The organism is Flavobacterium sp. LM4 (assembly GCF_002017935.1).
Taxonomy (GTDB): Bacteria; Bacteroidota; Bacteroidia; order Flavobacteriales; family Flavobacteriaceae; genus Flavobacterium; species Flavobacterium chungangense.
In genome coordinates this window covers 270,829-295,075 of record NZ_MUFW01000001.1, presented here as the reverse complement: position 1 = coordinate 295,075, position 24,247 = coordinate 270,829, and the positions used below count along the sequence as shown (strand labels likewise).

The following is a 24,247-nucleotide window of genomic DNA, read 5'->3' as shown; positions in this document are numbered from 1 at the left end:
TGCTTTAGAAATCTTGGAAAACTTCAACCTTTTTTTATTTAAACAAACATTTTTCTTAAACTTTCTCTATAATCCGGAACATCTAAATTATAGATTCTTTTTATTTTTTTCTTATCCAGTAAAGAAAATTGAGGGCGTTTTGCCGGTGTGGGATATGATGCAGATGGAACTCCCCCAACATTACAATTATATTTCCCAAATTCTCTTATACTTAACGCAAACTCATACCAACTTATTTCGCCTTCATTGGAATAATTATAGATTCCTGGTATCCAATTTGGTGAATCCAAAATATCCAACATGGCTTGAGCTAAGTCAGCTGCGTAAGTTGGAGAGCCTATTTGATCATTTACCACATTAATTGATTCTTTTTCCTTCATCAGTCGCTGCATCGTTTTAACAAAGTTATTACCAAACTTACTGTAAACCCAAGAAGTTCTTATTATAATTGAATTTGGATTTTCAGTCAGACAAGCGATCTCACCTGCTCGCTTACTAGCACCATAAATATTGATCGGATTTGTTTCAGCTTCTTCATTTAAAGCAATTGAAGAAGTTCCATCAAATACATAGTCCGTTGAAATGTGTATTAATTTTGCATTGTTTTCTTTAGCATACTTTGCTATTAATTGTACTGCTAAGTGATTTACAGTAAAGGCAATTTCTTTTTCTGATTCTGCTTTATCAACTGCAGTATAGGCACCACAATTAAAAATTATGTTAGGTTGAATTTCTTTTAATTGTTTTGCTAAAACTTTTAAATCATCCAAAGTAATTTGTGTTCTGTTTGCTAAAATCCATTCAAATTGTGAATGTTTTGTCGATAAGACCGAAAGCTCAGTGCCTAATTGGCCATTAGCACCTGTCACCAATATTTTTTCCATTAGAATAAGCTATTACAATTTTCAATAAAAGGAAGTATTTTATCTTTATCAGAAACTATTGCATGTTCTAAGTTCATACCCCAATCAATATTTAAAGAAGGGTCATCAAATTTAATCCCACCTTCGGAAGCTTTATTATAAAACTGATCACATTTATACATCACGGAAGCTGTTTCACTAATAACCGAAAATCCGTGAGCAAAACCTTGAGGCACTAATAATTGTTTTTTATTTTCAGCCGAAAGTAAAACGCTAAATGATTTTCCATAAGTTGGAGATTTTTTTCTTAAATCTACTGCAACATCAATAATTTCTCCTTCTAAAACACGAACCAGTTTCGTTTGTGCAAAAGGTGGATTTTGATAATGCAAACCTCTTAAAGTTCCTTTTCTTGAAAAAGATTGATTATCCTGAACAAAATCAATATCTATTTCTAAATCTTCAAATTTAGTTTTGCTGTAGGATTCAAAAAAATAACCTCTCTCATCACCAAAAACCGTTGGCTCCACTATTATTAAATCTTTTATAAAGGTTTTTTCAATTTTCATTTTTAAAATGTAATTCTTTTTTTATTTATGTTATTTTAAAGAAGTTATAAATCACTTCTTTAATTCTGTCTTTTTCTTCATTTGTAATATAGGAGCCTGATGGTAAACACAATCCTCTTTCGAATAAATATTCAGCAACATTATTACCATAATATGGATAATTGGTAAAAAGAGGCTGCAAATGCATAGGTTTCCATATTGGGCGACATTCAATATTTGCACTTTCAAATGCAAGCCTTAAACTTTCTCTATCTATATTTTTTTTTTCGCTTGGTTCAACTAAAATTGTACTTAACCAATAATTTGAAAAACAATCATTATTAGCTACCTTAAAAAAATGTATTTCGTCTATATTCTTGAAAATTTTGTCATAAAAACTATTTATTTCTCTTCTGGCAATAATGTTTTGTTTTAATATCTCCATCTGACCAAGACCTATGCCTGCGCAAACATTACTCATTCTGTAATTATAGCCTATTTGACTATGCTCATAATGTATTGCTTTATCTTTTGATTGGGTGGCGTAAAAAACAGCTTTCTCTTTGGATAATTGTGAATTAGAAATTAAAGCTCCACCACTAGAGGTGGTAATAATTTTATTTCCATTAAAAGATAAAACTCCAAAAGTGCCAAAAGTTCCACACTTTTTCCCTTTATAAGAACTTCCAAGCGCTTCTGCACTATCTTCAAGAACTGGAATTTCATATCGTTTTGCAATCGTATGAACTTCATCTATCTTATATGGATTCCCATATAAATGAACTGCTATAATAGCCTTAGGTTTTTTACCTTTTTTTATTCTGTCCTGAATTGCAATTTCAAGCCTTTTAGGGCAAATATTCCAAGTTTCAATTTCACTGTCCACAAAAACAGGAATAGCACCTTGATATAAAATAGGATTGGCTGAAGCCGAAAATGTCAGGCTTTGACAAATAACCTCATCTCCAATTCCTACGCCTAATAAAATCAATGCCAAATGAATTGCAGATGTTCCGGAATTTAAAGCTGTTACAAATGTTTTATCATCAAGATAATTTTCCAGAACTTCCTCAAAATCATTTACATTTGGCCCCCCAGAAGTAATCCAGTTATCTTCCAAGGCTTTCTGAATATATTTTTGTTCAAAACCACTTTGTTTTGACAAGGATAAAAAAATTCTTTTAGTATTATCCATTAATTTTCCAATAATCCGAAGTATAACGTACGTCATCATCACCAACATTCGCTAATGGCAAGGTCGAAAATGATATTAACTTAGAATTTGTTTCTAAGGATTCAATAGCATTTGCATAACCAGGAGGTATGTGTACTATTTTACTTTCTGAGGCAGTCACAATAATGGTTTCAATATTCAAATCCTTTGAAGGATTTTCCCAGTTATCAATTTTTACAAAATGAATTTTAAAAGATCCGTTTATACAATAGAAATTTTTAGCATCTAATTTATGTCCCTGCCAAGCCCTGATTGGATTTTCATCAGAATTACTAATAATATAAAACCTTTCAATATCCTTAAAACTGAAATCATTTACATACGAAATAGTTCCCCGGTGATCTGAAAAATTACCTCCCTGAATTATTCTAGATTCCATTAATTTAATTTTAGATTGTTTTTTCTTAACAAATAGAATTTTAAGGTATATATCAAAACTAAAGGAATGATGATTATTACAAATATCACTATCTCATGAACTTTATGATATAAAAATATAACTAAAACTGACACCATTATTTGTGCTAAAGCATAATAAAGAGCTACTAATCTGTGTTGAATTTTATATTCATTGCTTAAAACTTGATATAAATGCAAGCGATGAGCTTCAAAAATATTTTGTTTTAAGTACAATCTGTGCAATATTGTACAACACGAATCTGCTCCATAAACTGCTAAAAACAGAAGCCAAATGATTGAATTTGTTGCTAAAACAAGTTTAGAAACCAAATAAATAATCCAAAAAGCAATTGCTATACTACCAACATCTCCTGCGAAACATTTAGCTTTTTTTCTATAATTAAAAAAAAGAAAAATCAAACTCGCAATCATAGCATACTTTATAAAACCGGCATCTGTAAATAGTTGGATGTTTTTATTTACATATAATAACGAACCCATTACTACTAACGTATACAAACCTGTTATCCCATTGATACCATCCATGAAATTGTAGGCGTTTATTAACCCAATAGCTACAATATAAGCCAATATAATTCCTAAAAGAAGAGCAGAATTAAAAACCCCTAAATCAAAAAAAATCAAAGTAATAGACAAAAAATGTATGGAAATTCTAATTTTATTTGACAAACTCTGAATATCATCCCAAAAACTCACTAAGCTCACTAAGGTAATTCCAACAAAGAAAAAATAATTATTTTGAATATGCTGTATAAAATAAATCAAAGCAGAAAACCAGAAAATGATTCCTCCTCCTCGTAAAGTGATTTCAGTATGAGAACTTCTTTGATTGGGTTTATCTATAATATTAAAACGATCTGCTACTTTAAAATATAGCAGCATTAAAATCATGAGTAAAAAGCCAAGTATTATATATTCCATGTATTTATTAAGTAAATTTTAAATTAATTCTGTAACTTTTTTTTTATCGTTGACATGCTTGTATTCCATTTAAAAAAGGCTGAATATAACACGAATAAAGACTTTACTAAAAAATTATTCCAATTCATTATCTCGTAAATACATTAGAACATTCTGGGGTTTCCACGCCAACTGTTCTATTGCCTTAGTATCATCAAAAGTAAGATTAGAAGTTATCCTTTTTAACTTTGGTGAATTTATCGGTGCATTTACACCTATTAAGTCACCAACAAGTGCCATACATTTGGCTATTATTATTGGTAAATTAAAAGGCAATTTTTTATTTTTCTGTTTTGAAATAGCTTTACTCAACTCGTAAAAATTAGGATGAATTCCGTCTGTAAGATTATAAACTCCGTCAATTGATGCCAGTTTTGGAATAAAAGCAGCTACATCCTCAGCTAACACCATACTTTTATGTGCCCTTCCACCATCAATATTAAAATAATATCCTTCATTAATAGCCCTTATCATAGCTCCTAAATTACCTGGAGGATTTTTACCTATTAATAATGGCAAACGTAAAATTGTACATATAATTTTATTTTCTTCACACCAATCTAAAATGATTTTTTCAGCGTTAATTTTACTTACGCCATAAGGATCTTTAGCATCTAACGAATGATCTTCATTTATATTATCCCCTATTTCCTGTCCATAAACAGAGACTGAACTTATAAATATAAATTGTTTTGGTAAAGAAGTGTTTTCTAATCCTAGCAATAAATTCTTTGTACCAATAACATTTGTTTTATAAAACTCTTGTTTTTCAATATCATTTTTTGGAACAGAATGTGCTTTTCCGGCAGCATGAATGACAATATCAAAAGCATGGGAAAAGGTAGGGATTTGTGTATCTAAAGAAACTTTATAATTTCCGGAATTTCTTGAAAGACCAAATATTTGGTGCTCTCTACCTAATATATTCATTATAATTTGACCTAAAAAGCCATTAGATCCAGTTAGTAAAATATTCATATACTATTACTTTTATTAACTAATCCAATCAAAATTATTACCCTGAAAAAACAATTCGTTGAGCCAACCTGTAATAGACATACTTTCATATATTTGCGGTTCTATTTTTTGAAATGGTACATCAAAAAAACTTTTATCTATTTTTATATTATTTCTATCTATAATATAAATATTATTACTATTGTAAAAAGGATATTTTTTTATTTCTGAATTGGTTGTTATTAATTTGTTTCCACTCCCTAAAACTTCAAAAACACGCATTGTCAATCCTTTTTGATTTGGATGATTAATATCTAAAACAACCTTACTTTTATTATATAATTTAGCTATTTGAATGTGGTTTAAACTCTTAAATGATATTTTATTGTACTTGAATTTTTTAAATGAAGAGTCCAATAATTTAAAAAAAAGAAAAACCAACCGACTAGGTGAATAATAAAAAGCATAGCTCCTTAAATTATTATTTTTACACCAATTTACAAGTGTTTCACTTATAACATATCTGTCAGAATGTGCTGTCCCAATAAATAATAAATCAATATTGGAAGTTTGTGTAGATTTAGAAGAAGTATAAATATCAGAAAAAAACAACGGTCTGAGATTTATATTATAATCGTTCGCGTCTTTTGAATCAAATGTAAATTTCCTGTCAAAATGTTTCAGTATTTCAATTCCATTTGAATTATTTCTAAACGAATCAAACGTATAATATAGTAAAACAATATTGGGATTTAATGCCTTTACCTTTTCAATAAAATGCGCTGGGACTACTTCTCCTTTTATCAAAAAGAAATAATCATATTTCTTTTTTTCAATTTCTGTTACGATACCTCGATAGTAATTATCAATTTTATTTTTATAAAAATCCCTATTTAACCGAATAATACCTTTTACAAAAATTGAATTTGCTGGACGTTCATCATAATAATCTACTTTTGCACCTAATGACCGTAATTTATCCGCTATAATATTTTCATAATCAAATAATTTAACAGATAAAAATAGGATTTTCTGGTCTTTAAAATTATCTGTTATCATTTTAATAAACCTTTCTTTTTCATTTCTTTTAATGAATCGCTCAAGCGATCTTTTTGTATCTCTTGGTTCAGAACCCAAGAAGTGAATTTATTTATTCCTTCTTGAAAGAATACCTTTGGAACAAAACCTAATATCCTTGAAATCTTTGACATATCTGCGTAATTATGTCTAATATCTCCCAAACGAAATCTTCCTGTTATAGCTATGGGAACCTCAATCCCGTATGCTTTTTTAAGAGAATTAGCAACCGTTAATACATCAGTAGCTACTCCTGTACCAACATTGAATATCTCTCCATTTGCTTCTTCTTTTTCAATTCCTAAAATAGTTGCATCGACTACATCATCAATAAATACAAAATCTCGGCTTTCTTTTCCATCTTCAAAAATTTGAATTCCATTATGATTTCTAATTTGAGTTGAAAAAATAGATAAAATCCCTGTATATGGATTTGACAAAGATTGTCCTGGTCCATATACATTTTGGTATCTGAATGCTACAGGAGCTATTCCAATTAGTGGGCAAACTGTCATAACCATTTGCTCTTGGTTTTGCTTAGTTATGCCATAAACTGAAGAAGGATGAATTTTTGATTCTTCATCTGTCGCTACTAGTTTTAAATTAGCAATCCCTTTGTATTTAACATCAAAAAATCCATCAATCATTTCTTCTTCAATTCTATGCTTTGGATAAACAGGACCAAATTCAGGATGTATATACTTTCCTTCACCGTAAATAGATCGTGACGAAGCTATTACAACTTTTTTTACCTGATGTGTCTGATTTGCTAAAATGTCAAGCATAATAGCTGTCCCTTGCATATTTACTTCTGTATATTTTTCAATACAATACATGGATTGGCCTGTACCTGTTTCGGCAGCAAAATGCACAATAATATCTTGTTCATTAATAGCTTTTTTCCAGTCATTCCTAGAAGTCACTGTGCCTTTTATAAAGGTTACTTTATCTTTTATAGATTTATATAAGAAAGACATTTCTTCTGGATCCTCGCCATGAATTTGCAAAGAAAGATTGTCTAAAACAGTAATTTTATATCCTTTTTCTATAAGCTTTAGTGCAAGATTACTACCTATAAACCCTGCCCCTCCAGTTATTAAAATATTTTTCATTTTATTAATTTATTTAAAAAATCAATTATATTAGAATTAATACTAATAGAAAAAATTATATGTTGTTATTTTCAATAATAGATATCAACTTTTTTGCTGATTTATCCCAAGAAAATTCTTTTATTGTTTCTTTGGCATTTTCATTATACTTATCTCTTTTATTTTTGTTATTTATAAGCTCAGCTAATTTCTCTTTTAATTCAGATACATTACCAGGACTGTACAAACATGCATTGAAATCATTACATGCATATTCCCTAATCCCTCCTGAATCACTAGAAAGGATAGTTACACCACAATTTAATGCTTCTAATGGCGGGAGACTAAAACCTTCCCATAATGACGTTGATATAAAAATGTCTGTTTTTCTAAAAACCTCTGCAATTTCATTATCGCCCTTTGGCCGTATTAAAATAAATTCATTTAAGTCAAATTTTTCTAACTTATCTGTAGAAATTAAATAAACTAGTGAAACTTTATTTTTGATATCTTTTGATAAATCAGACCAGGCATCTATAAAGTTATCTAATTTTTTTAATGGATGATCCCTGGCTATTAAACAAATTGAAATTTTATCATTTAACAAATTATTTTGAGGTTGCAAATAATAGAAAACATTTTTATTAACAGCAGGATGAACAATTAATTTAGCAACATCTTTTCTATTACTTACAGACACAAATCTATCAAATGTAAAATTTGAATTAAATATATATTTTAGTTTTAATTTGTAATTTAAACGGGTTAGATACTTAAATATAAAAAGAAAAAGTCGGTTTTTTAATACAAACAAATCATCATAAATCCTATAGTCATCTGCCTGAATAAAGCGGGTAATATTTTTGTCATATTTTCTTGGAATGACCCATAAAAAAACAGACAAAATAGGATCTGAAATTATTATTGTAGTTTGTTGATTTATCTTCAATTCCTTTATAATATACCTAAATAAAAGAAAACTATTATATAACTTCGAAATTAATTTTTCAGCAATATCTCCAATGGATTTGATTTGAACTCTTGGTTCAATTTCATAATGATTGATCTCCATTGAATTATTTGGATAAATAATCTCTAATTCATAATTACCAATTCTTGAAATTGAATTGGCGAGTTCTACGAAAACGCGATTCCCACCACCATTTTTAAATTGAGGAGCTACGAATATTATTTTCTTCATAATCAAAAATTCCTTTTTTAAATAAAAAAACTGATATAGATACTATTAACATCCCAAATGGAAATTGGTGAATAGGTGCAAACATTGCCATTTGAATGAAAATTAAAAACACAATAAAGCTATATTTAATATATATTGATTTGCATAAATAATAGTAATATACAAGTTTAAACAGATATGACAATATTAGAATTATAAATAAAACACCTCCAAATATTCCAAAAATACTACCCATCATTAAAAAAATATTGAAGGATTTTGACCCTAAAGCCGATCCGCTTTCCGTAGAATGTGATTTATCCCAATAGAATCCATTACCGATAATATTTCCATTTAAAATATTATTAACAGAAATATGATAAGCTTCAATTCTTCCTTGAGCTGAATCGTCATTTCCTGAAAATTTTAAAACAAAAAGGTTTGAAATTTCATATAATTCAGGTGCATATGTAATTATTATTAATACAATTAAAAGAAAACTTACAATAGTAAATTGAGATTTTATTATTTTTAAATTTATTTTCTTTTGAATAACTATTGTTAAAAAAAAAGTAAAAAATAAATATAAAAATAAAGCTAAATAAGTATTTCTAGTAATAGAAAATAAAAAACCCAAGATATAAAACGGGATTAGGTATAATAATTTTAACTTCTTATTTTTTGTTAAAACCTTTAATAAAATTAATAATAAGCCAAAAAAAGTAAATTCGCTATACCAAGTAGTTTCGGAAAAAAATGCACTAGGTCTGATATTATAATAATCTAATTGAAAGTTAGGATAAAAGATCAAATTTGTAAAAAACTGCAAAATTCCCCAAAACATTATAAAAACAGTTATAGAAATAATATAATCAATAATTTGATCATAATAATTGGTTTTTTTAATAAAAAAGTGATTCAAAACTAAAATCAGGCCAATATAAAATACCCAATATTTTATATTATTAATTTTCGAGATAAAATCTTCAATTATCAGAAAATATAGTGACCATATAAAAAAAGCAAAACCAAATAAATATTCCAATAAAAACAACCTACTTAAAGTAATTTCTTTTTGTCTACGCTTTATAATCTCGTAGGAGGAAATTAAGTATATTATAACCAAATAAAAATACCAAATTCTAATATTATAATCTGAAAAATAAAATATTTCATTATCAAAAGCTAATAAGTATATAATAGCTAAAACCAATGAACCTTTCAATCCTATTTTTTTTTTATTGTATATAATTATAAAAATCGAAAAAAATATACAAAGAGGAAATGCTGCATCAAATCCTAAGATAGCTAACACTATAAAATAGGATACAAAATTTATTAAAACAAAATTAACGGGTTTTTCTAGCATTTTTTATGAACCACAAGCTATTAATATTTTTTACGGACTATAATAATTTTAATCTAAAAGTGTTTGATAATTATACATTCCTTTTTTATATAAAAAATAAGACAATGATACTATTAACATTCCAAAAGGAAATTGATGTATTGGTGCAAACATTGCCATTTGTAAAAAAACAATTATAACAATAATGCTATATTGTATATATATAGATTTAGTGATAAAAAATGATTTCATAAGTTTTTTAAGATAGAGAAAAATCAATGCTAAAAATAAAATCAGGCCAGGTATTCCAAAAATATTGCCAATCATTAAAAACAAATTAAAAGATTTTGAACCTAATGCTGAGCCTGTAACAGTAGAATAACCTGAATTCCAATAAAATCCTTCACCAAAAAAATTTTGATTTAATATATTATGTATAGAAATTTTAAATGCATCAATCCTACCTAAAGCAGAAGGATCTTTTGCCGATAATTTCAAAATAAAAATTGAAAATATATTAGGTAAATAAAAAAATAATAAAAGACTTACGAATAAAATAAAACTAAATGTTAGTAGTATTACCTTAACGTTTTTAGGCTTTATATATCTTTTTTTTAATATGAAACAATCAGTAACGAAACTGATTATTAAAAACAAAACAAAACCTAAAAAAGAATTTCTTGTAAAAGAAAATAATATCCCTAATAGAAAAAAAGGAACCAAATAAAAAAAGTTATTTAATTTATATTTGGATTTTAATAATAAAAATACAAATAGTAGACCGAATAATATAAATTCACTATACCAACTGGTTTCGGAATAAAAGGCAACTGGTCGAATATTAAAAAATGAAATTTGGTTAAATGGTATTGAGTATATATTGTTGAGTGTTTTTAATAATCCAAAAACCATTACAAAAAATGTGATTGAAATATAATACAATGATATTTCTTTAAATTTATTGATGTTATTTTTAAAAAAAACATTTAAAATTAAAATCAAACCAACGTAAAAAAACCAATATTTAAAATTATATAACTTGGATATTTTATTCTCAATAACAAAAAATAAAAAAGACCAAATAAAAAAAACAATTATTATTAAAACATTCAGAGAGATGTTTTTTTTACATTTCTGCAATATCTCATCCTTATTATTAACAGCCTGAAAAACAGCAATAAAATAGATTAATAATAAGTAAAAATACCAAAATCTAAAATTGTATTGAAAAAAACAGAATGATGGACTATCAAAAGCTAATAAATAGATGATTGACAATACAATTGATTCTTTGATACCAAATGTTCTAAAATTATAAATAAAAATAAAAACAGAAAAAAATACTGAAAGGTAAAAAGCATAATTACCCCCCAAAAAAACCATATCTGCTGCAAAAAAAAACAAGTTTAATGCAACAAAACTAAATGGTTTATTAAGCATTTTTTCTTTTATTATGTATGAAAACAATTTTATAATATCTCAGCCAATAAACTAAATAATCAAAAGGCAATTTAAATGTTTGTGAATTTTCCTTTCTGAAATTAATTCTAACCCTCATTTCGTCCTTTAATGAAGCAAAATAATCAGACGACAAATTATTACCATCTAATCTAAAATCAGAAATGTATTCTTGGATTACTGTTGGTTCCCCATATTTCTTCCATAATCTCAAGAAATAATCATAATCCATTGCGTGTTTATATGTATTATTAAATTCAATATCTAAAGATGCATTCAGTCTTACCATCGTAGATTGATGCCGAATAACATTTCTTATAATCATTGCTGACCAGGAAATTTTATGGTACGTGTCCTTTCTAAATATTTCATCCTTACTATTTTGAAAACGAAGATAAGCTGTAATCCAATTTGCATCAGGATTTTTAACTGAAGCATCTATCAATTTCTGAATAGAGTTACTATCTGTGAAGGTATCATCAGAATGAAGGTATAAAATCCAATCTCCAGAAGCTAATTTAGCACCTTTATTCATAGCATCTGACAATCCTTTATCAACTTCTGATATCATAACATCAATATTGGATTTATATTTTTCCAATATTTTTAACGTCCCATCAGTAGAACCTCCATCAACTACTATATATTCAATATTACTATAAGACTGATCAATAATGCTTAAAATCGTTTTTTCAATATAACGCTCACCATTATATATAACTGTAACTATAGAAATTTTTGTCATCAAAATTATTTATTGGAAATTTTATTCAAGATACCAGCAAAAAAATCATTTTTTATTACTAAAAATATTAGAACTAACAGATGAAAAACAAACAATATGATTCTAAAACATGTGCTCATTTTTAACAATACCAATATGGCGCTCATAATAATAGTAAATACAGATAATGTTTTTACAAAAGAATCTGTCCTTTTAACTAAATCATCAGTTATATTAAACTCTTTTTTAAATTTAAATATAAGATACTCAGATGATAAAACAATAGAAAACGCAATTGGAAGAACAACTAAATCATCAATCAAATATTTCCCAATAAAAAAAAATAGAGCAATATTTATTATACTTGACAAAATATGAGATATTATTATATTTTTTAATTTACCTAAACCCATTAATATTGAATAGGCAGTACTAGCCATAATATTAAAATGATATGATATACATAATAATATTAAAATAAATAAATATTGATTGGCATTATTTTCATCTAAATAACCAACAATAATCATACTAAAACAAATAAGGGTACTAAAGAGTATAAAACTTAATAAAGAAGCTCCTCTATTTATCTTATTAAACATTTCATTAATATCTAATTCACGCTTTTCATTGCTTTTAGAAACAAAAGGAGTTATAACTTGTACAGCACTAACAATTAGAACTCTTATCTGAGTTACCGCTCTAGAAGCGAGATCATAAATTCCAACTGTAGACAGATTAAAATATTTGTTTAAAAAATATTTTGTTATTGGATCAAAAATCAAAACAGCTAGAGATATGGCTTGGAAACCCTGTCCATAAGTAAGAAACAATTTTATATAAAGCTGGTTAAACTTCATTAAAGAGAAATCAAAAAGATCAACCCTAATCAATATTACTGTAGCACATAAAAGTAATAAAATTGATTGAATCAACTGAGCAATCAAAATACCTGTTAAGTCATAATAATAAACAAAAATAGCAGCGGTTATACAAAATATTATAGAACAAAAAATAACAATCTTATTTCTAACAAATATTAATTGCATGCCATCTATCGCAGATAAAAGGACAGAGGTTATGAAACTTATAAAAAAAGTACACAATGATATCCTAAATAACTGAATATATCTAACAGGAATTTTTGGGCTGTTAAAGAGAAAACATAAAATATTTGCAGAAAAACAATATCCTAATAAAACTATTAGTCCACCAAAAACAATATTAAAAACAAATCCATTAAAAATTATTTGATTAAAGGCTTTTTTGTCATTTTGTGCGGCATGTACAGGTATATATCTCAAAACACAGCCTGAAACACCTGAGCCAAAAACTGATATAGCAATTGGAAGCGAGGTTATTATAGACCAAATACCCAATTCATTTTTTCCTAATTTATGGAGAATTAAGTAATATATTACAACATAACAAAATGTTGACAAAACAATTTGTAATACTGAAAAGATGCTGTTTTTAATAACTACACTTTTTATTTTTAGCATCAATTTACCTTTTGAGAATAAGAAAATTATTTAACTGAACAAGCATTTACAACTTCCTTATTATGGATGATAACAAAAGTGTTTTTTTTATTAAGTTGATTAGCTTTTTATTATAACTAAATCCGGAAGATCCACTAATACCCGAAATAGTAGGTAGTATTGAGACTATATTCAAACAATTTCCTTTTTGAAGAGCAGATGCATAAACATGCTCTAAAAACAAACCTTCGCTATCTTTAACTTTTAAGTATTCTTCTTTTAAAATATTTTTATATGAAATTAAATTTGCAAAATAAAAATTAGTAAAAACACACTCAACCTTTTCTTTTTTCCAAAAAAATGAGTAAGAATAATCAAATGCAAAATCAACGTCTTTAAAATTTAAATAATTATTATAGTTTTCAACAAATAATTTCCCTGTAACCTTAAAAAAAGAATCATGAGATTGAATATATTTACTATTATTTAATATATAATTCATTATTTCACCTTCTCCATAACCCTTTCCGAATATTTTAGACTTTTCTTTATCTCCTTCAAAATTAAGTACTTCAAGAATTTTATCATTTTTAGCAGCTAAGGAAACAATTTCATTAGAATAAATATAATTTGAGTTATCACATATTATTATAGTTTTAAAATCTGATTCTAGAATCCATCTTTTTAAAGCTTCGACATGTAATTTTTCTCTATCATCAGGATTTATTAATTTAACAAATGAAGAAGATGGATAAATACAAGATGTTATTATTAAGCAAGATTGCATATATAATTAAATATTTTTTGATTATTTAATCATTTTTTTAATGGTTAAGAATAAAATAATTAAAAAACCAAATAAAAAACCACCTATAATAATTCCTTTTGTTTTTCCAAAACGATCTATTGTTAATGGCAATATAGGTCTATCAATTATTTGTATCAATGGTGTTTCTTTGCGTAAAGTAACTTTTGCTAATTCTGATTGTTTAACAAGTTCCGTTAATATAGCTGTATTCGCCTGAACATCTACCTGCCTTCTGGCTGAAGGTGCGCGACGAACATTTAGAGCAGGATTTAAATTAAATGTATTGTCATTAGCAATTGCAACTCCAGTAATTGCACCATTAAGCTCCCCTCGAATGGAATCTGTTTGACGTCGTAAAATTGCCATATTCAATCTTGCTTTTTTACTTTTAGTTTCCACATAAAAATCAGAAACTTGTTTAGCTAAAGCTTCACAAAAATATTTTGCAAAAAGCTCATTTTGGGAAGTAACATCAATACTAATAATTGAAATCTTTTTATCTTTTTGAGCTACTGACAAGCTGCCTTTTGACAAACTTTGATACATTTTTCCCAAAATACTATCCTGAATACGGGTATACAATTTTCGATTTGCATTAGGCAAAAATTCTAAAGTCGCAAATTTCGGATTATCACTCCAACCTTTGCGCCAGTTATTATTCTGAATAAACATTTCTGCCAGAGAAATTGTCTTTCCTTCAACTAAAACTGGAGAAAGCAATGTTTTTTCTACCATTGACCTGGATTTAAACAGCTCAGTTAAATTGGAACCTGTAAAAATACTACCTCCACCTCCATCTAAATCAATACCAAATGAACTTGCTAATCCCAAAGCACCTCCCAAAGTACCTCCACTTTTTTCATCTTCTAAAGCAAATGATAATGTAGCAGTATAAATTGGCTTTATACTAAATGAATAGGCAAGCCCTAAAAAAGCTCCAATTATTGCTGCTGCCAAGATAATTTTCCATTGAAAAAGTAAATAGCGCCACCATTCTTTTCCTTTTTGGACTAATTCTTTTAACGAAATTTCATCACTTTTAACTGGCAAATTGTTTTCCATAGAATCTAAATTACTTAAATGCGGTTACAATTAACAATGCTAGACTAGTAATAACACTACCTATACTTACCCATTCTCCAGTACTCATTTTCTTCGTTTCCGGTTTTTCAGGAACAACAATCTGAGAATCCGGAGTTACTTTAGGATATGATCTGAAAAATAAAAATGAACCTGTTACTGAAGCTTTTCCGTTAGGATAAATAATATATGCTTTTTTCTTCCAACCCTTGCTATCAACTCCACCAACTGCATTTATATAATATTTAAAACTTTTACCTTTTCTGAATGGAATTTCAGAATTAAGCAATACATTTCCTGTAACTTTAACTCCTTCGTTTAATGTTGAGACTTCTAATTCGTCATCGGGAAATAAAGTAACATTCGAATAATGTTCTTTATTGTCTACAATTTTTTTCCAATCTAGAGGAATTGTAGCATATTTTAATTCTTCTTTTAATTTTTTAGTAAGATCATCTTTTAAACTATCATTTTTAGACAAATTCAAATCAACTCTTTTTAATTCATCTATTTGTTCTTGTTTAATTGGTCTCTTAATTTTCATTCCTTCTAAATTAGCAACTGATGTTAGCCCCCCTGCGCGCATTACAACATTATAAACAGACTCTTTTTTATTAGCTAACACATATTTTCCGGGATAAGCAACTGCCCCACTAATTGTAACCATCTGTGGTTTTTCATAAACTGCCATTCTTCTAATATTGATAACATCAAAAGGTTTTAAAACAAAGTTTTTTACCTGCTCATTATTGTCTGCGGTAATTTCTAATTCTACTAATTCAATACGTCTTGGATTAGCATCATCAATTTCATCAGATTTAATCATTCGGGCAATTTCAACTCTTTTCGAAGCAGAACCTGTCAAACCTCCTACCTGAACAACTAAATCATTCAATGTAAGATTATCATAAAAAGGATATTCCCCTGGATTTTTCACTTCACCATCAATTGTAACTTTATATTCTTCCCTAAAATCTAAAATTGAGTATACTGTTACTTCGTCTTCTCTTTTTAACTCAATATCAGCATTCAAATCTCCTGACAAAGCTCTTCCTAAATCAATATTTACTATTTCTGTTGTTAAATCAGATTTTAAACGAATGATTCTGGCTCTTTTAGTATAGGAATCTTCTTTAAGACCTTCTGCTCTGGTAATAAGATCTGAAATTCTCATGCCTTCATTATATGAATAATAATCTGGTCTGAAAACAGCTCCTTCTATTTTAATTCGATTTTCAAATCGGTTTAAAATTTTAGTAATTCTGAAAACGTCACCTGATTGTGGCATATAGGAAGAAAATTCACTTTCATTAATATCATGAACCTTAAATTCTTTTCCTGTTTTTTGTAAAACATTTACTGATGCGGTATAGGCAAATTCGTTAAATCCAGATGCAAAATTTAATAAATCTGAAAATTTTTCACCTTTCTTCATCTCGAAAATCCCAGGTCTCTTTACTTCTCCTTCAACCGTCACTCTTTGCATATAAACCGGAATTCGAATTACATCGTTTTCTTTTAAACTTACATTGTCAGACTGGTCACCTTTTACTAAAAAACGATAAATATCTATATTTTTATAAATTTTATTATTCCTTATTAATTCTATATTCCTATAACTTCCATTTTTTCCCGGACCTCCAGCTAAATGTAAAGCGTTGTAAACAGTTGACAACGATGAAATAGAATAATTTCCCGGTTGTTTTCCACCGACAATGGTAATTTTAATAGTTCTAATTCTACTTAAACTCACACTTACTTGAGATTGCCCCGATCTTACAGTACTGTAAACTTTTGCAATTGCTGCCTTAATTTTTTGTGTTGCAGCCTCAATTGATATTCCGGAAACTGAAATTTGACCAACATACTGAATCGTAATTTTTCCTTCAACACTTACGGGTATACTGGCATTGTATTCTTGTACTCCATAAACACTTACCTGAAGTTCATCTCCCGGTCCTAAAAAATAATTCATGGGAGTGGCAAGATTTGAATCAGGTTCAAAGTTCAACGTCGGATTATCAAACAATTCAGAACCAAATATTAAGGCATTAGCAGAATCTTTAACTTTATTATTTACTATTTTGTCCTGAGCACGTCCTGAATCTTTTTTGTTTGTAGCAGTATTTTCGTTATTTTTTTTATTTAAATTAATAATAACCCCTTCATTTACTCTTACTTTTAGCTTTGAAAATTCCGCAGCACTCATCCCTTTTGATAAAGCCATAGGTTCAGCCTGTTCAATAGTCATATTGTTATTCTGCAGTTGAATTCGTATTTTAGCAATATCACTATCAGACAAATAATCCACTTTTAAAGTACTCAAATCACTTGATTTCATTAAATCCTGAGCATTTACTTGAAAAGAAAATAAAAAAGTAAAAAATAATAAAACAACAACCGTTATATTTTTCATATTTAATGATGTTTTGATAAGAAATTCAAATCAGAATGGGATTTATTTTTAAGAATACTGTTTTTTATAATAATCTTTATAGGAACCAGAAGTTACATTTTTTAACCATTCTTCATTGTTCAAATACCAATTAATGGTTTTTTCCAAGCCTTCTTCAAAAGTTACCGATGGCTTCCAGCCCAATTCCTTATTAATTTTAGAAGCATCAATTGCATAACGCAAATCATGTCCAGGTCTGTCTTTCACGTAGGTGATTAATTCCTGAGATTTGCCCTTTTCCCTTCCTAGTTTTTCATCCATAATCTGGCATAATAATTTAACCAAATCAATGTTTTTCCATTCGTTAAAGCCACCAATATTATAAGTTTCATGATTTTTCCCTTCATGAAAAACTAAATCAATGGCAATGGCATGATCTTCAACAAAAAGCCAGTCACGAGTATAATTACCATCTCCATAAACAGGTAGTGGCTTGTTATTAATAATGTTATTGATAAAAAGCGGAATTAATTTTTCAGGAAAATGATAAGATCCATAGTTGTTTGAACAATTTGTCAAAACGTAGGGTAAACCATACGTTTCACCATATGCCCGTACAAAATGATCTGAACTTGCTTTTGAAGCTGAATAAGGAGAGTTTGGATCGTATGGTGTAGTTTCGGTAAAAAGCCCTTCGGTGCCTAAAGATCCATAAACTTCATCTGTACTGATATGATAAAATCTTTTGCCCTCAAAATTGTCTTTCCATTGTTTTTTTGCGGCATTAAGCAAATTCATTGTTCCAATAACATTTGTTTTTACAAATGCTAACGGATCTTCGATTGATCTGTCAACATGAGATTCTGCGGCCAAATGCAATACCCCATCAAAATTATGAATTGAAAAAAGTTCATTAATAAAAGTTTCATTTACAATATCTCCCTTTACGAAATTATAATTAGGACAATTTTCAATATCTTTAATATTTTCTAAATTTCCAGCGTAAGTCAAAGCATCAAGATTGTAAATTTGATATTCCGGATATTTGTTTACAAAACGCCTCACTACATGTGAACCGATAAAACCAGCACCGCCTGTTATAAGAATTTTTTTCATTTTCTTAATTTAATAATTCTGAGTTTTGTTTTTCTAACTCACTATATATGTCTTTTACATCTTGCGAATTTTCTTTTTGTAAAATTAAATTAGCAGTTTCTGTATAAACAAAAATTGTGTTTTTTAACCCTAAAAAAGTGGTATGTTTATTACAGCCTATAACCATATTACCATTTTTATCTATCGGATGCCCTTTAGAAAATAAATAATCATAAACAGATTCAAATGAACCTAAATCTGACCAGGAAAATGATGCAGGAACTACTTTAATTTTTTTACTTCGTTCCATTACCGCATAATCAATACTGATCGATGGAATTTCCAGAGATGCTTCTAAGTCCAGAAAGCCTTCTTTACTTGATTCCCAGACTATTTTGGACTTTTCGTAAACTTCGGGTTGAAACTGTTTCAATTCTTCTAAAAGCACACTGGCTTTAAAACAAAACATTCCGCTATTCCATAAAAAATTACCTTTTGCAATAAAATCTTTAGCAGTTGTTTCATTTGGTTTTTCTCTAAATGAAAGTACTTTATCTCCTTTTGATTCTATATAACCATAACCTGTTTCAGGTTTAGTAGGAATGATTCCAAAAGTTACAATAAAACCTTCCTGTGCTTTACTAATTGCATCATTAATCGCATCATTATAATTCTCCATTTTATCAATAATATGATCTGAAGGAGTAATAATCAAAATATCATCAGGATCACTGGCAAAAGCTGCAAAAGCAATAGCAGCAGCCGTATTTCTGGGTGTGGCTTCAACAATATTAAGATAAGCTGTTTGAGATTTATCCATAACTTTGCCACTTAAATGATGATTATCGACATTTCCTACTACCATCACTTTATTTGCTAAATGGCTATTGCGATTAACTGTCATTTCAAATAATGATTTCCCATCAAATATCTCAAGATATTGTTTAGGCTGGCTTTTACGTGAAAGCGGCCATAGTCTACTACCAACTCCTCCTGTAAGAATTACATGTACAATTGAATTACTCATATTTTTTATTTTAAATAAAAAAGTTTTAGGCTATAGTCTATTATCAGCTATAGTTCCTAAAACTCCTTTTACATCATATATCAAACTATTTGTTTTTTGAATCTCAAAGTAATCTAAGTCTAAAAATTCAGAATGTGCAACTCCTAAAACTATTGCGTCAAATTTTTCTTTCGGAAAAATATTTATTGTTGTTAATCCGTATTCTTTTTTAACTTCTTCAATATTTGCTATTGGGTCATATATTGTAACCGAAATTCCATATTCTTTTAATGCCCTTACCACATCTACAATTTTAGTATTCCGAACATCTGGACAATTTTCTTTAAAAGTAATTCCAAGCATTAAAAGCTCAGCATTATTTACTGAAATACCTTTTTTTATCATTAATTTCACAACCTGAGATGCTATGTATTCGCCCATACTATCATTCAAACGCCGCCCAGCTAAAATTATTTCAGGATGATAACCAAATTCTTGGGCTCTTTGTGCTAAATAATAAGGATCTACGCCTATACAATGTCCTCCTACTAAACCTGGTTTAAAAGGAAGGAAATTCCATTTCGTAGCCGCAGCGGCTAATACTTCTTGTGTATCAATATTCATTAAGTTGAATATTTTTGCTAGTTCATTTACAAAAGCAATATTAATATCCCGTTGTGAATTTTCAATTACTTTGGCTGCTTCAGCAACTTTTATTGTTGGTGCAAGATAAGTTCCCGCGGTAATAACTGATTTATAAAGCTCATCAACTTTTAAACCTGTTTCAGGATTAGAACCGGAGGTAATCTTGAGAATTTTCTCTACCGTATGCTCTTTATCACCGGGATTAATTCTTTCTGGTGAATATCCTGCAAAAAAGTCTACATTAAATTTTAATCCGGATATTTTTTCTAAAACCGGTACACATTGCTCCTCAGTAACTCCAGGATATACAGTTGATTCATAAATTACAATATCTCCTTGTTTTAACATTTTACCTACAGTTTCACTTGCTTTATATAAAGGAGTTAAATCAGGTCGATTATTTCTGTCTACAGGAGTAGGAACGGTTATTATAAAATAATTACAATCTGCAATATTATTTATATTGTCAGTGCAATAAAGTCCTTTTGTTTTGTTTGTACTATCAACTAATACACTTTGCAAAATAGCATCTTCAACCTCTAATGTTGAATCAGTACCTTGCCTTAAACTTGTAATTCTTGATTCATTAATATCAAAACCTACTACAGGATATTTTGTAGCAAATAAACGAGCTAAAGGCAACCCTACATAACCTAATCCAATAACGGCAATTTTTACGTTATTATTCATCTTTTTCCTTAATTTCGTTTATGACATTGTACGGCTTCGCGATTCACAGTCACACTAATGACCTGAATATCGAAAAATTCAATTTCAGCAAATATAGTACAATAAGTCAATTTTATCAACCCTTAAAAAATCTTATGATTATCCTATTAAATAAATAATTTTAATAGCCTCAAAGTCACCAACAAAAGAAAAAACTTTCAAAAAAAAAGCAAAAAATCACTAAGTTTAGTGATTTTTTGCTTTTTTCAAGCTTTGTTTCATTCTTCAGTATATTCAGTCAACATCTTTTTTATATTTCATTTTCAAAATACAACCTAAAGATTCTAAAACAAGAATATAATGAGTATTTGTCACTTCCTGAATAACTGCATTCTGACTACTGAAAACTCCAGCTTCCAATTTTATTTTATCTCCCTTTTTATAAGATACAACTGAAACATCAGAAATACTTGTATCTGAAAGACATTTTTTTATCGTTGTAATTTCTTCATTTCGAACAATTGCTGCTTTTCCTAACCAAAACAAATAACGGATCACACCTGCCACCTGAAATACCAAATTTCTGTCTGCATCAGACAATTGAACAAAAACGTAAGAATTAAAAAGAGGAACTTCAACTTTTTTCTTTCTGTCAGACCATTGTTTTATCTGAGTAATTAAAGGACAGTAGCATTCAATTCCTATTTCATTTAACTTTTCAGCTACTTTTTTTTCCCATTTAGGTTTTGTATAAACAACATACCAATTCATGTAATTTATTTTTAAGAACCTATTCCATTATAAATAAAGCCAATTGATTTTAAATCTTTTGCATTTAGTATATTTCTTCCATCAAAAACAAAAGCAGGTTTTTGCATAGAATCATATATTTTTTGCCAATCGTATTGTGTAAATTCATCCCATTCCGTAAGTATTGCTATGGCATGAGCTCCTTTACAGGCTTCATAAGAATCTTCAAATGTTAATACAGCATCTGCATTCGCGGAAGATTTTCTTGTTTCTAAATAATCTAAATCACCTAAAATCTTATTTCTTGAAACTTTTGGATCATAAACCGAAATCTTAGCCTGTTCGTTAATCAAATCGTCTGCTACATATATTGCTGCAGATTCGCGTGTATCGTTTGTATCTTTTTTAAACGCCCAACCTAAGAAAGTTATTTTTTTATCGGCCACTGTGTTGTATAAAGTCTGAACGATTTTATTTGAAAATCTTCTCTTTTGATAATCGTTCATGATTATTACTTGCTCCCAGTAATCCGCAACTTCATTTAATCCGTAAGATTTTGCTATATAAACTAAATTCAATATATCTTTTTGAAAACAAGAACCTCCAAATCCAACAGATGCCTTCAAAAACTTAGAACCAATACGACTGTCCATTCCAATAGCACGTGCTACTTCACTTACGTCTGCACCAGTTTTCTCACACAACTCAGACATTGCATTTATTGATGAAATACGTTGAGCTAAAAAAGCATTTGCAGTAAGTTTAGACAATTCAGACGACCAAACATTTGTTGTTAAGATTTTATCTTTACTAACCCAATTAGCATAAACATCAACTAAAGCATTAATTGCAGATTCTCCTTCCGGAGTTGAATCTCCTCCAATAAGAATTCTATCAGGATTTAGTAAATCTGTAACAGCAGTTCCTTCTGCTAAAAACTCCGGATTAGAAAGAATTTGAAACTGAACACCATTTCCGGTATTATCCAGAATACTTTTTATTGCTTCAGCAGTACGAACAGGCAAAGTTGATTTTTCAACAACTATTTTATTGTTTTTTGAAACTTTTGCTATTTGTCTGGCACATAATTCTATGAATTTCAAATCTGCTGCCATTCCTTTACCCTTACCATAAGTCTTAGTAGGTGTATTTACAGATATAAAAATAACCTGAGCTTCATCAATAGCTTCTTCTACATTGGTTGAGAAGAAAAGATTTCTCCCTCTTGCTTCTGCCACAATTTCAGAAAGACCCGGCTCATAAATTGGAATATTATCCGTATTTGGATCATTCCAATCTTTAATTCTTTGTTCATTCAAATCGACAACAGTTACTTGAATATGTGGACATTTTTGTGCAATTACTGCCATAGTTGGACCTCCTACATAACCTGCACCAATGCAACAAATTTTTGTGATTTTCATATTTTATATATTATACTTCTTATATATTATGTTTCCTTTTATTTTAAATTGTTCCAATACCAGCTCAGTGCTTCTTTTAGCCCCTCTTCCAAGGAATATTTGGGATTATATCCTAATAATTTTTTAGCCTTATCTACACTTGCTAATGAATGGGGGATATCTCCCGCTCTTGTCTCACCATAGATAATTGGCACAGTTGCTATTTTTGAATCATATACGGCTAAATATTTTTTTAAATATTCAACTAAATCATTTAAGGTATTCCTATCTCCAAACGCGGTATTATAAATATTATTGATTGCTTCAGAGTTATTAGATGAAATTGCGAGAGCATTCATTTGTATTACATTATCAATATAAGTAAAATCTCTTGAATAATTTCCATCTCCATTAATTACCGGACTTTCGTAATTCATTAATTGCATGACAAATTTTGGAATCACAGCTGCATAAGCACCTTTTGGATCCTGTCTTCTTCCAAACACATTAAAATAGCGCAAACCTATAGTTTCAAGCCCATATTGTTTGCTAAAAATTTCAGCGTACAATTCATTGACATATTTAGTTATTGCATAAGGAGACAAAGGTTTACCAATTACTTCTTCTACTTTAGGCAATCCTTCAGAATCGCCATAGGTTGAAGAACTTGCAGCATAAATAAATCGCTTTACTTTTGCATCACGAGCAGCTACCAACATATTTAAAAAACCCGTAACATTTACATCATTTGTAGTAATTGGATCATTTATTGATCTTGGAACAGAGCCTAAGGCAGCCTGATGCAACACATAATCTACTTCTGTAACAGCTAAATTACAATCAGATATATTTCGAATATCTCCTTCAATTAATTTAAAATTCGGATTTACAATAAACTCTTCCAAATTATGATAATGTCCGGTTGAAAAATTGTCTAAACAAATTACTTTGTGTCCTGAATTTAAAAAATACTCACATAAATTAGAACCAATAAAACCAGCTCCTCCTGTTATTAAAATAGTGTTTTGAATAACTGCTCCCATCTATTTCAAATT

At 28.7% G+C, this 24,247-nt stretch carries 22 protein-coding genes; all 22 read right to left on the bottom strand.

All coding sequences use genetic code 11. The annotated features are described in order from the left end of the window. Positions 1 to 38: 38 nt before the first annotated feature. The 22 genes from rfbD to BXU10_RS01125 all read right to left on the bottom strand — a co-directional run bounded on the left by rfbD (position 39) and on the right by BXU10_RS01125 (position 24,235). Complete coding sequence (rfbD, locus tag BXU10_RS01230; protein WP_078225769.1) at positions 39 to 884, bottom strand: dTDP-4-dehydrorhamnose reductase; 846 nt, start codon at positions 882 to 884, stop codon at positions 39 to 41. Next, positions 884 to 1,432 (bottom strand): dTDP-4-dehydrorhamnose 3,5-epimerase, encoded by a 549-nt coding sequence (gene rfbC / locus BXU10_RS01225; protein ID WP_078225768.1) that lies wholly within the window; start codon positions 1,430 to 1,432, stop codon positions 884 to 886. The genes rfbD and rfbC overlap by 1 nt, the downstream gene beginning before the upstream one ends. A gap of 25 nt (positions 1,433 to 1,457) precedes the next feature. After that, on the bottom strand, positions 1,458 to 2,606 hold the full coding sequence (locus BXU10_RS01220; RefSeq protein ID WP_078225767.1) for a DegT/DnrJ/EryC1/StrS aminotransferase family protein: 1,149 nt from the start codon (positions 2,604 to 2,606) through the stop codon (positions 1,458 to 1,460). Further along, a complete protein-coding gene (locus BXU10_RS01215; RefSeq protein ID WP_078225766.1) occupies positions 2,599 to 3,024 on the bottom strand; it encodes a WxcM-like domain-containing protein in 426 nt (141 codons plus the stop codon). Before BXU10_RS01215 ends, BXU10_RS01220 begins: the two co-directional genes overlap by 8 nt. Then, entirely contained in the window at positions 3,024 to 3,986 is a 963-nt protein-coding gene (locus BXU10_RS01210) for a glycosyltransferase family 4 protein (RefSeq protein ID WP_078225765.1), read from the bottom strand. The genes BXU10_RS01215 and BXU10_RS01210 overlap by 1 nt, the downstream gene beginning before the upstream one ends. A gap of 114 nt (positions 3,987 to 4,100) precedes the next feature. Beyond that, complete coding sequence (locus tag BXU10_RS01205; protein ID WP_078225764.1) at positions 4,101 to 5,003, bottom strand: NAD(P)-dependent oxidoreductase; 903 nt, start codon at positions 5,001 to 5,003, stop codon at positions 4,101 to 4,103. A gap of 15 nt (positions 5,004 to 5,018) precedes the next feature. Beyond that, complete coding sequence (locus BXU10_RS01200; RefSeq protein WP_078225763.1) at positions 5,019 to 6,041, bottom strand: hypothetical protein; 1,023 nt, start codon at positions 6,039 to 6,041, stop codon at positions 5,019 to 5,021. Next, positions 6,038 to 7,171: an SDR family NAD(P)-dependent oxidoreductase gene (locus tag BXU10_RS01195; RefSeq protein ID WP_078225762.1), complete on the bottom strand. Its 1,134-nt coding sequence runs from the start codon at positions 7,169 to 7,171 to the stop codon at positions 6,038 to 6,040. The genes BXU10_RS01200 and BXU10_RS01195 overlap by 4 nt, the downstream gene beginning before the upstream one ends. A 55-nt stretch (positions 7,172 to 7,226) precedes the next feature. Then, positions 7,227 to 8,351 carry a glycosyltransferase family 4 protein gene (locus BXU10_RS01190; protein WP_078225761.1) on the bottom strand — a complete coding sequence of 375 codons (1,125 nt, stop codon included), beginning with the start codon at positions 8,349 to 8,351 and terminating at the stop codon, positions 7,227 to 7,229. Next, the gene (locus BXU10_RS01185; RefSeq protein ID WP_078225760.1) at positions 8,317 to 9,699 is read right to left on the bottom strand and encodes a hypothetical protein; all 1,383 of its coding nucleotides are present in this window, start codon (positions 9,697 to 9,699) and stop codon (positions 8,317 to 8,319) included. Before BXU10_RS01185 ends, BXU10_RS01190 begins: the two co-directional genes overlap by 35 nt. 48 nt (positions 9,700 to 9,747) lie before the next feature. Further along, entirely contained in the window at positions 9,748 to 11,118 is a 1,371-nt protein-coding gene (locus BXU10_RS01180) for an O-antigen ligase family protein (RefSeq protein ID WP_123921934.1), read from the bottom strand. Further along, the gene (locus BXU10_RS01175) at positions 11,111 to 11,881 is read right to left on the bottom strand and encodes a glycosyltransferase family 2 protein (RefSeq protein WP_078225758.1); all 771 of its coding nucleotides are present in this window, start codon (positions 11,879 to 11,881) and stop codon (positions 11,111 to 11,113) included. Before BXU10_RS01175 ends, BXU10_RS01180 begins: the two co-directional genes overlap by 8 nt. A gap of 5 nt (positions 11,882 to 11,886) precedes the next feature. After that, positions 11,887 to 13,362: a lipopolysaccharide biosynthesis protein gene (locus BXU10_RS01170; RefSeq protein WP_078225757.1), complete on the bottom strand. Its 1,476-nt coding sequence runs from the start codon at positions 13,360 to 13,362 to the stop codon at positions 11,887 to 11,889. 46 nt (positions 13,363 to 13,408) lie between these two features. Then, positions 13,409 to 14,128, bottom strand: a complete 720-nt coding sequence (locus BXU10_RS01165; protein WP_078225756.1) for a hypothetical protein — start codon at positions 14,126 to 14,128, stop codon at positions 13,409 to 13,411. Positions 14,129 to 14,149: 21 nt separating this feature from the next. Continuing rightward, positions 14,150 to 15,211, bottom strand: coding sequence for a Wzz/FepE/Etk N-terminal domain-containing protein (locus BXU10_RS01160; protein WP_078225755.1), 1,062 nt, complete (start codon positions 15,209 to 15,211; stop codon positions 14,150 to 14,152). A gap of 10 nt (positions 15,212 to 15,221) precedes the next feature. Further along, on the bottom strand, positions 15,222 to 17,645 hold the full coding sequence (locus tag BXU10_RS01155) for an SLBB domain-containing protein (RefSeq protein WP_078225754.1): 2,424 nt from the start codon (positions 17,643 to 17,645) through the stop codon (positions 15,222 to 15,224). Between the two features lie 48 nt (positions 17,646 to 17,693). After that, complete coding sequence (gene rfbB, locus BXU10_RS01150; RefSeq protein WP_078225753.1) at positions 17,694 to 18,740, bottom strand: dTDP-glucose 4,6-dehydratase; 1,047 nt, start codon at positions 18,738 to 18,740, stop codon at positions 17,694 to 17,696. 4 nt (positions 18,741 to 18,744) lie between these two features. Then, entirely contained in the window at positions 18,745 to 19,746 is a 1,002-nt protein-coding gene (locus tag BXU10_RS01145) for a mannose-1-phosphate guanylyltransferase (RefSeq protein ID WP_078225752.1), read from the bottom strand. A 30-nt stretch (positions 19,747 to 19,776) separates the two neighbouring features. Continuing rightward, entirely contained in the window at positions 19,777 to 21,060 is a 1,284-nt protein-coding gene (locus BXU10_RS01140; protein ID WP_078225751.1) for a nucleotide sugar dehydrogenase, read from the bottom strand. A 273-nt stretch (positions 21,061 to 21,333) separates the two neighbouring features. Then, positions 21,334 to 21,810: a UpxY family transcription antiterminator gene (locus BXU10_RS01135; RefSeq protein WP_078225750.1), complete on the bottom strand. Its 477-nt coding sequence runs from the start codon at positions 21,808 to 21,810 to the stop codon at positions 21,334 to 21,336. An 11-nt stretch (positions 21,811 to 21,821) separates the two neighbouring features. Then, positions 21,822 to 23,213 carry a UDP-glucose 6-dehydrogenase gene (locus BXU10_RS01130; protein ID WP_078225749.1) on the bottom strand — a complete coding sequence of 464 codons (1,392 nt, stop codon included), beginning with the start codon at positions 23,211 to 23,213 and terminating at the stop codon, positions 21,822 to 21,824. Positions 23,214 to 23,251: 38 nt separating this feature from the next. Next, complete coding sequence (locus BXU10_RS01125; RefSeq protein WP_078225748.1) at positions 23,252 to 24,235, bottom strand: SDR family oxidoreductase; 984 nt, start codon at positions 24,233 to 24,235, stop codon at positions 23,252 to 23,254. Positions 24,236 to 24,247: the final 12 nt, after the last annotated feature.

Excerpts from the sequence above, each read along its gene's own strand:
- BXU10_RS01155 (WP_078225754.1), bottom strand. The coding sequence starts at position 17,645 with ATGAAAAATATAACGGTTGTTGTTTTATTATTTTTTACTTTTTTATTT.
- rfbD (WP_078225769.1), bottom strand. The coding sequence starts at position 884 with ATGGAAAAAATATTGGTGACAGGTGCTAATGGCCAATTAGGCACTGAG.
- BXU10_RS01185 (WP_078225760.1), bottom strand. The coding sequence starts at position 9,699 with ATGCTAGAAAAACCCGTTAATTTTGTTTTAATAAATTTTGTATCCTAT.
- BXU10_RS01190 (WP_078225761.1), bottom strand. The coding sequence starts at position 8,351 with ATGAAGAAAATAATATTCGTAGCTCCTCAATTTAAAAATGGTGGTGGG.
- rfbB (WP_078225753.1), bottom strand. The coding sequence starts at position 18,740 with ATGAAAAAAATTCTTATAACAGGCGGTGCTGGTTTTATCGGTTCACAT.
- BXU10_RS01160 (WP_078225755.1), bottom strand. The coding sequence starts at position 15,211 with ATGGAAAACAATTTGCCAGTTAAAAGTGATGAAATTTCGTTAAAAGAA.
- BXU10_RS01165 (WP_078225756.1), bottom strand. The coding sequence starts at position 14,128 with ATGCAATCTTGCTTAATAATAACATCTTGTATTTATCCATCTTCTTCA.
- BXU10_RS01130 (WP_078225749.1), bottom strand. The coding sequence starts at position 23,213 with ATGAAAATCACAAAAATTTGTTGCATTGGTGCAGGTTATGTAGGAGGT.
- rfbC (WP_078225768.1), bottom strand. The coding sequence starts at position 1,432 with ATGAAAATTGAAAAAACCTTTATAAAAGATTTAATAATAGTGGAGCCA.
- BXU10_RS01220 (WP_078225767.1), bottom strand. The coding sequence starts at position 2,606 with ATGGATAATACTAAAAGAATTTTTTTATCCTTGTCAAAACAAAGTGGT.
- BXU10_RS01170 (WP_078225757.1), bottom strand. The coding sequence starts at position 13,362 with ATGCTAAAAATAAAAAGTGTAGTTATTAAAAACAGCATCTTTTCAGTA.
- BXU10_RS01210 (WP_078225765.1), bottom strand. The coding sequence starts at position 3,986 with ATGGAATATATAATACTTGGCTTTTTACTCATGATTTTAATGCTGCTA.
- BXU10_RS01175 (WP_078225758.1), bottom strand. The coding sequence starts at position 11,881 with ATGACAAAAATTTCTATAGTTACAGTTATATATAATGGTGAGCGTTAT.
- BXU10_RS01200 (WP_078225763.1), bottom strand. The coding sequence starts at position 6,041 with ATGATAACAGATAATTTTAAAGACCAGAAAATCCTATTTTTATCTGTT.
- BXU10_RS01125 (WP_078225748.1), bottom strand. The coding sequence starts at position 24,235 with ATGGGAGCAGTTATTCAAAACACTATTTTAATAACAGGAGGAGCTGGT.
- BXU10_RS01140 (WP_078225751.1), bottom strand. The coding sequence starts at position 21,060 with ATGAATAATAACGTAAAAATTGCCGTTATTGGATTAGGTTATGTAGGG.
- BXU10_RS01180 (WP_123921934.1), bottom strand. The coding sequence starts at position 11,118 with ATGCTTAATAAACCATTTAGTTTTGTTGCATTAAACTTGTTTTTTTTT.
- BXU10_RS01135 (WP_078225750.1), bottom strand. The coding sequence starts at position 21,810 with ATGAATTGGTATGTTGTTTATACAAAACCTAAATGGGAAAAAAAAGTA.
- BXU10_RS01195 (WP_078225762.1), bottom strand. The coding sequence starts at position 7,171 with ATGAAAAATATTTTAATAACTGGAGGGGCAGGGTTTATAGGTAGTAAT.
- BXU10_RS01215 (WP_078225766.1), bottom strand. The coding sequence starts at position 3,024 with ATGGAATCTAGAATAATTCAGGGAGGTAATTTTTCAGATCACCGGGGA.
- BXU10_RS01145 (WP_078225752.1), bottom strand. The coding sequence starts at position 19,746 with ATGAGTAATTCAATTGTACATGTAATTCTTACAGGAGGAGTTGGTAGT.
- BXU10_RS01205 (WP_078225764.1), bottom strand. The coding sequence starts at position 5,003 with ATGAATATTTTACTAACTGGATCTAATGGCTTTTTAGGTCAAATTATA.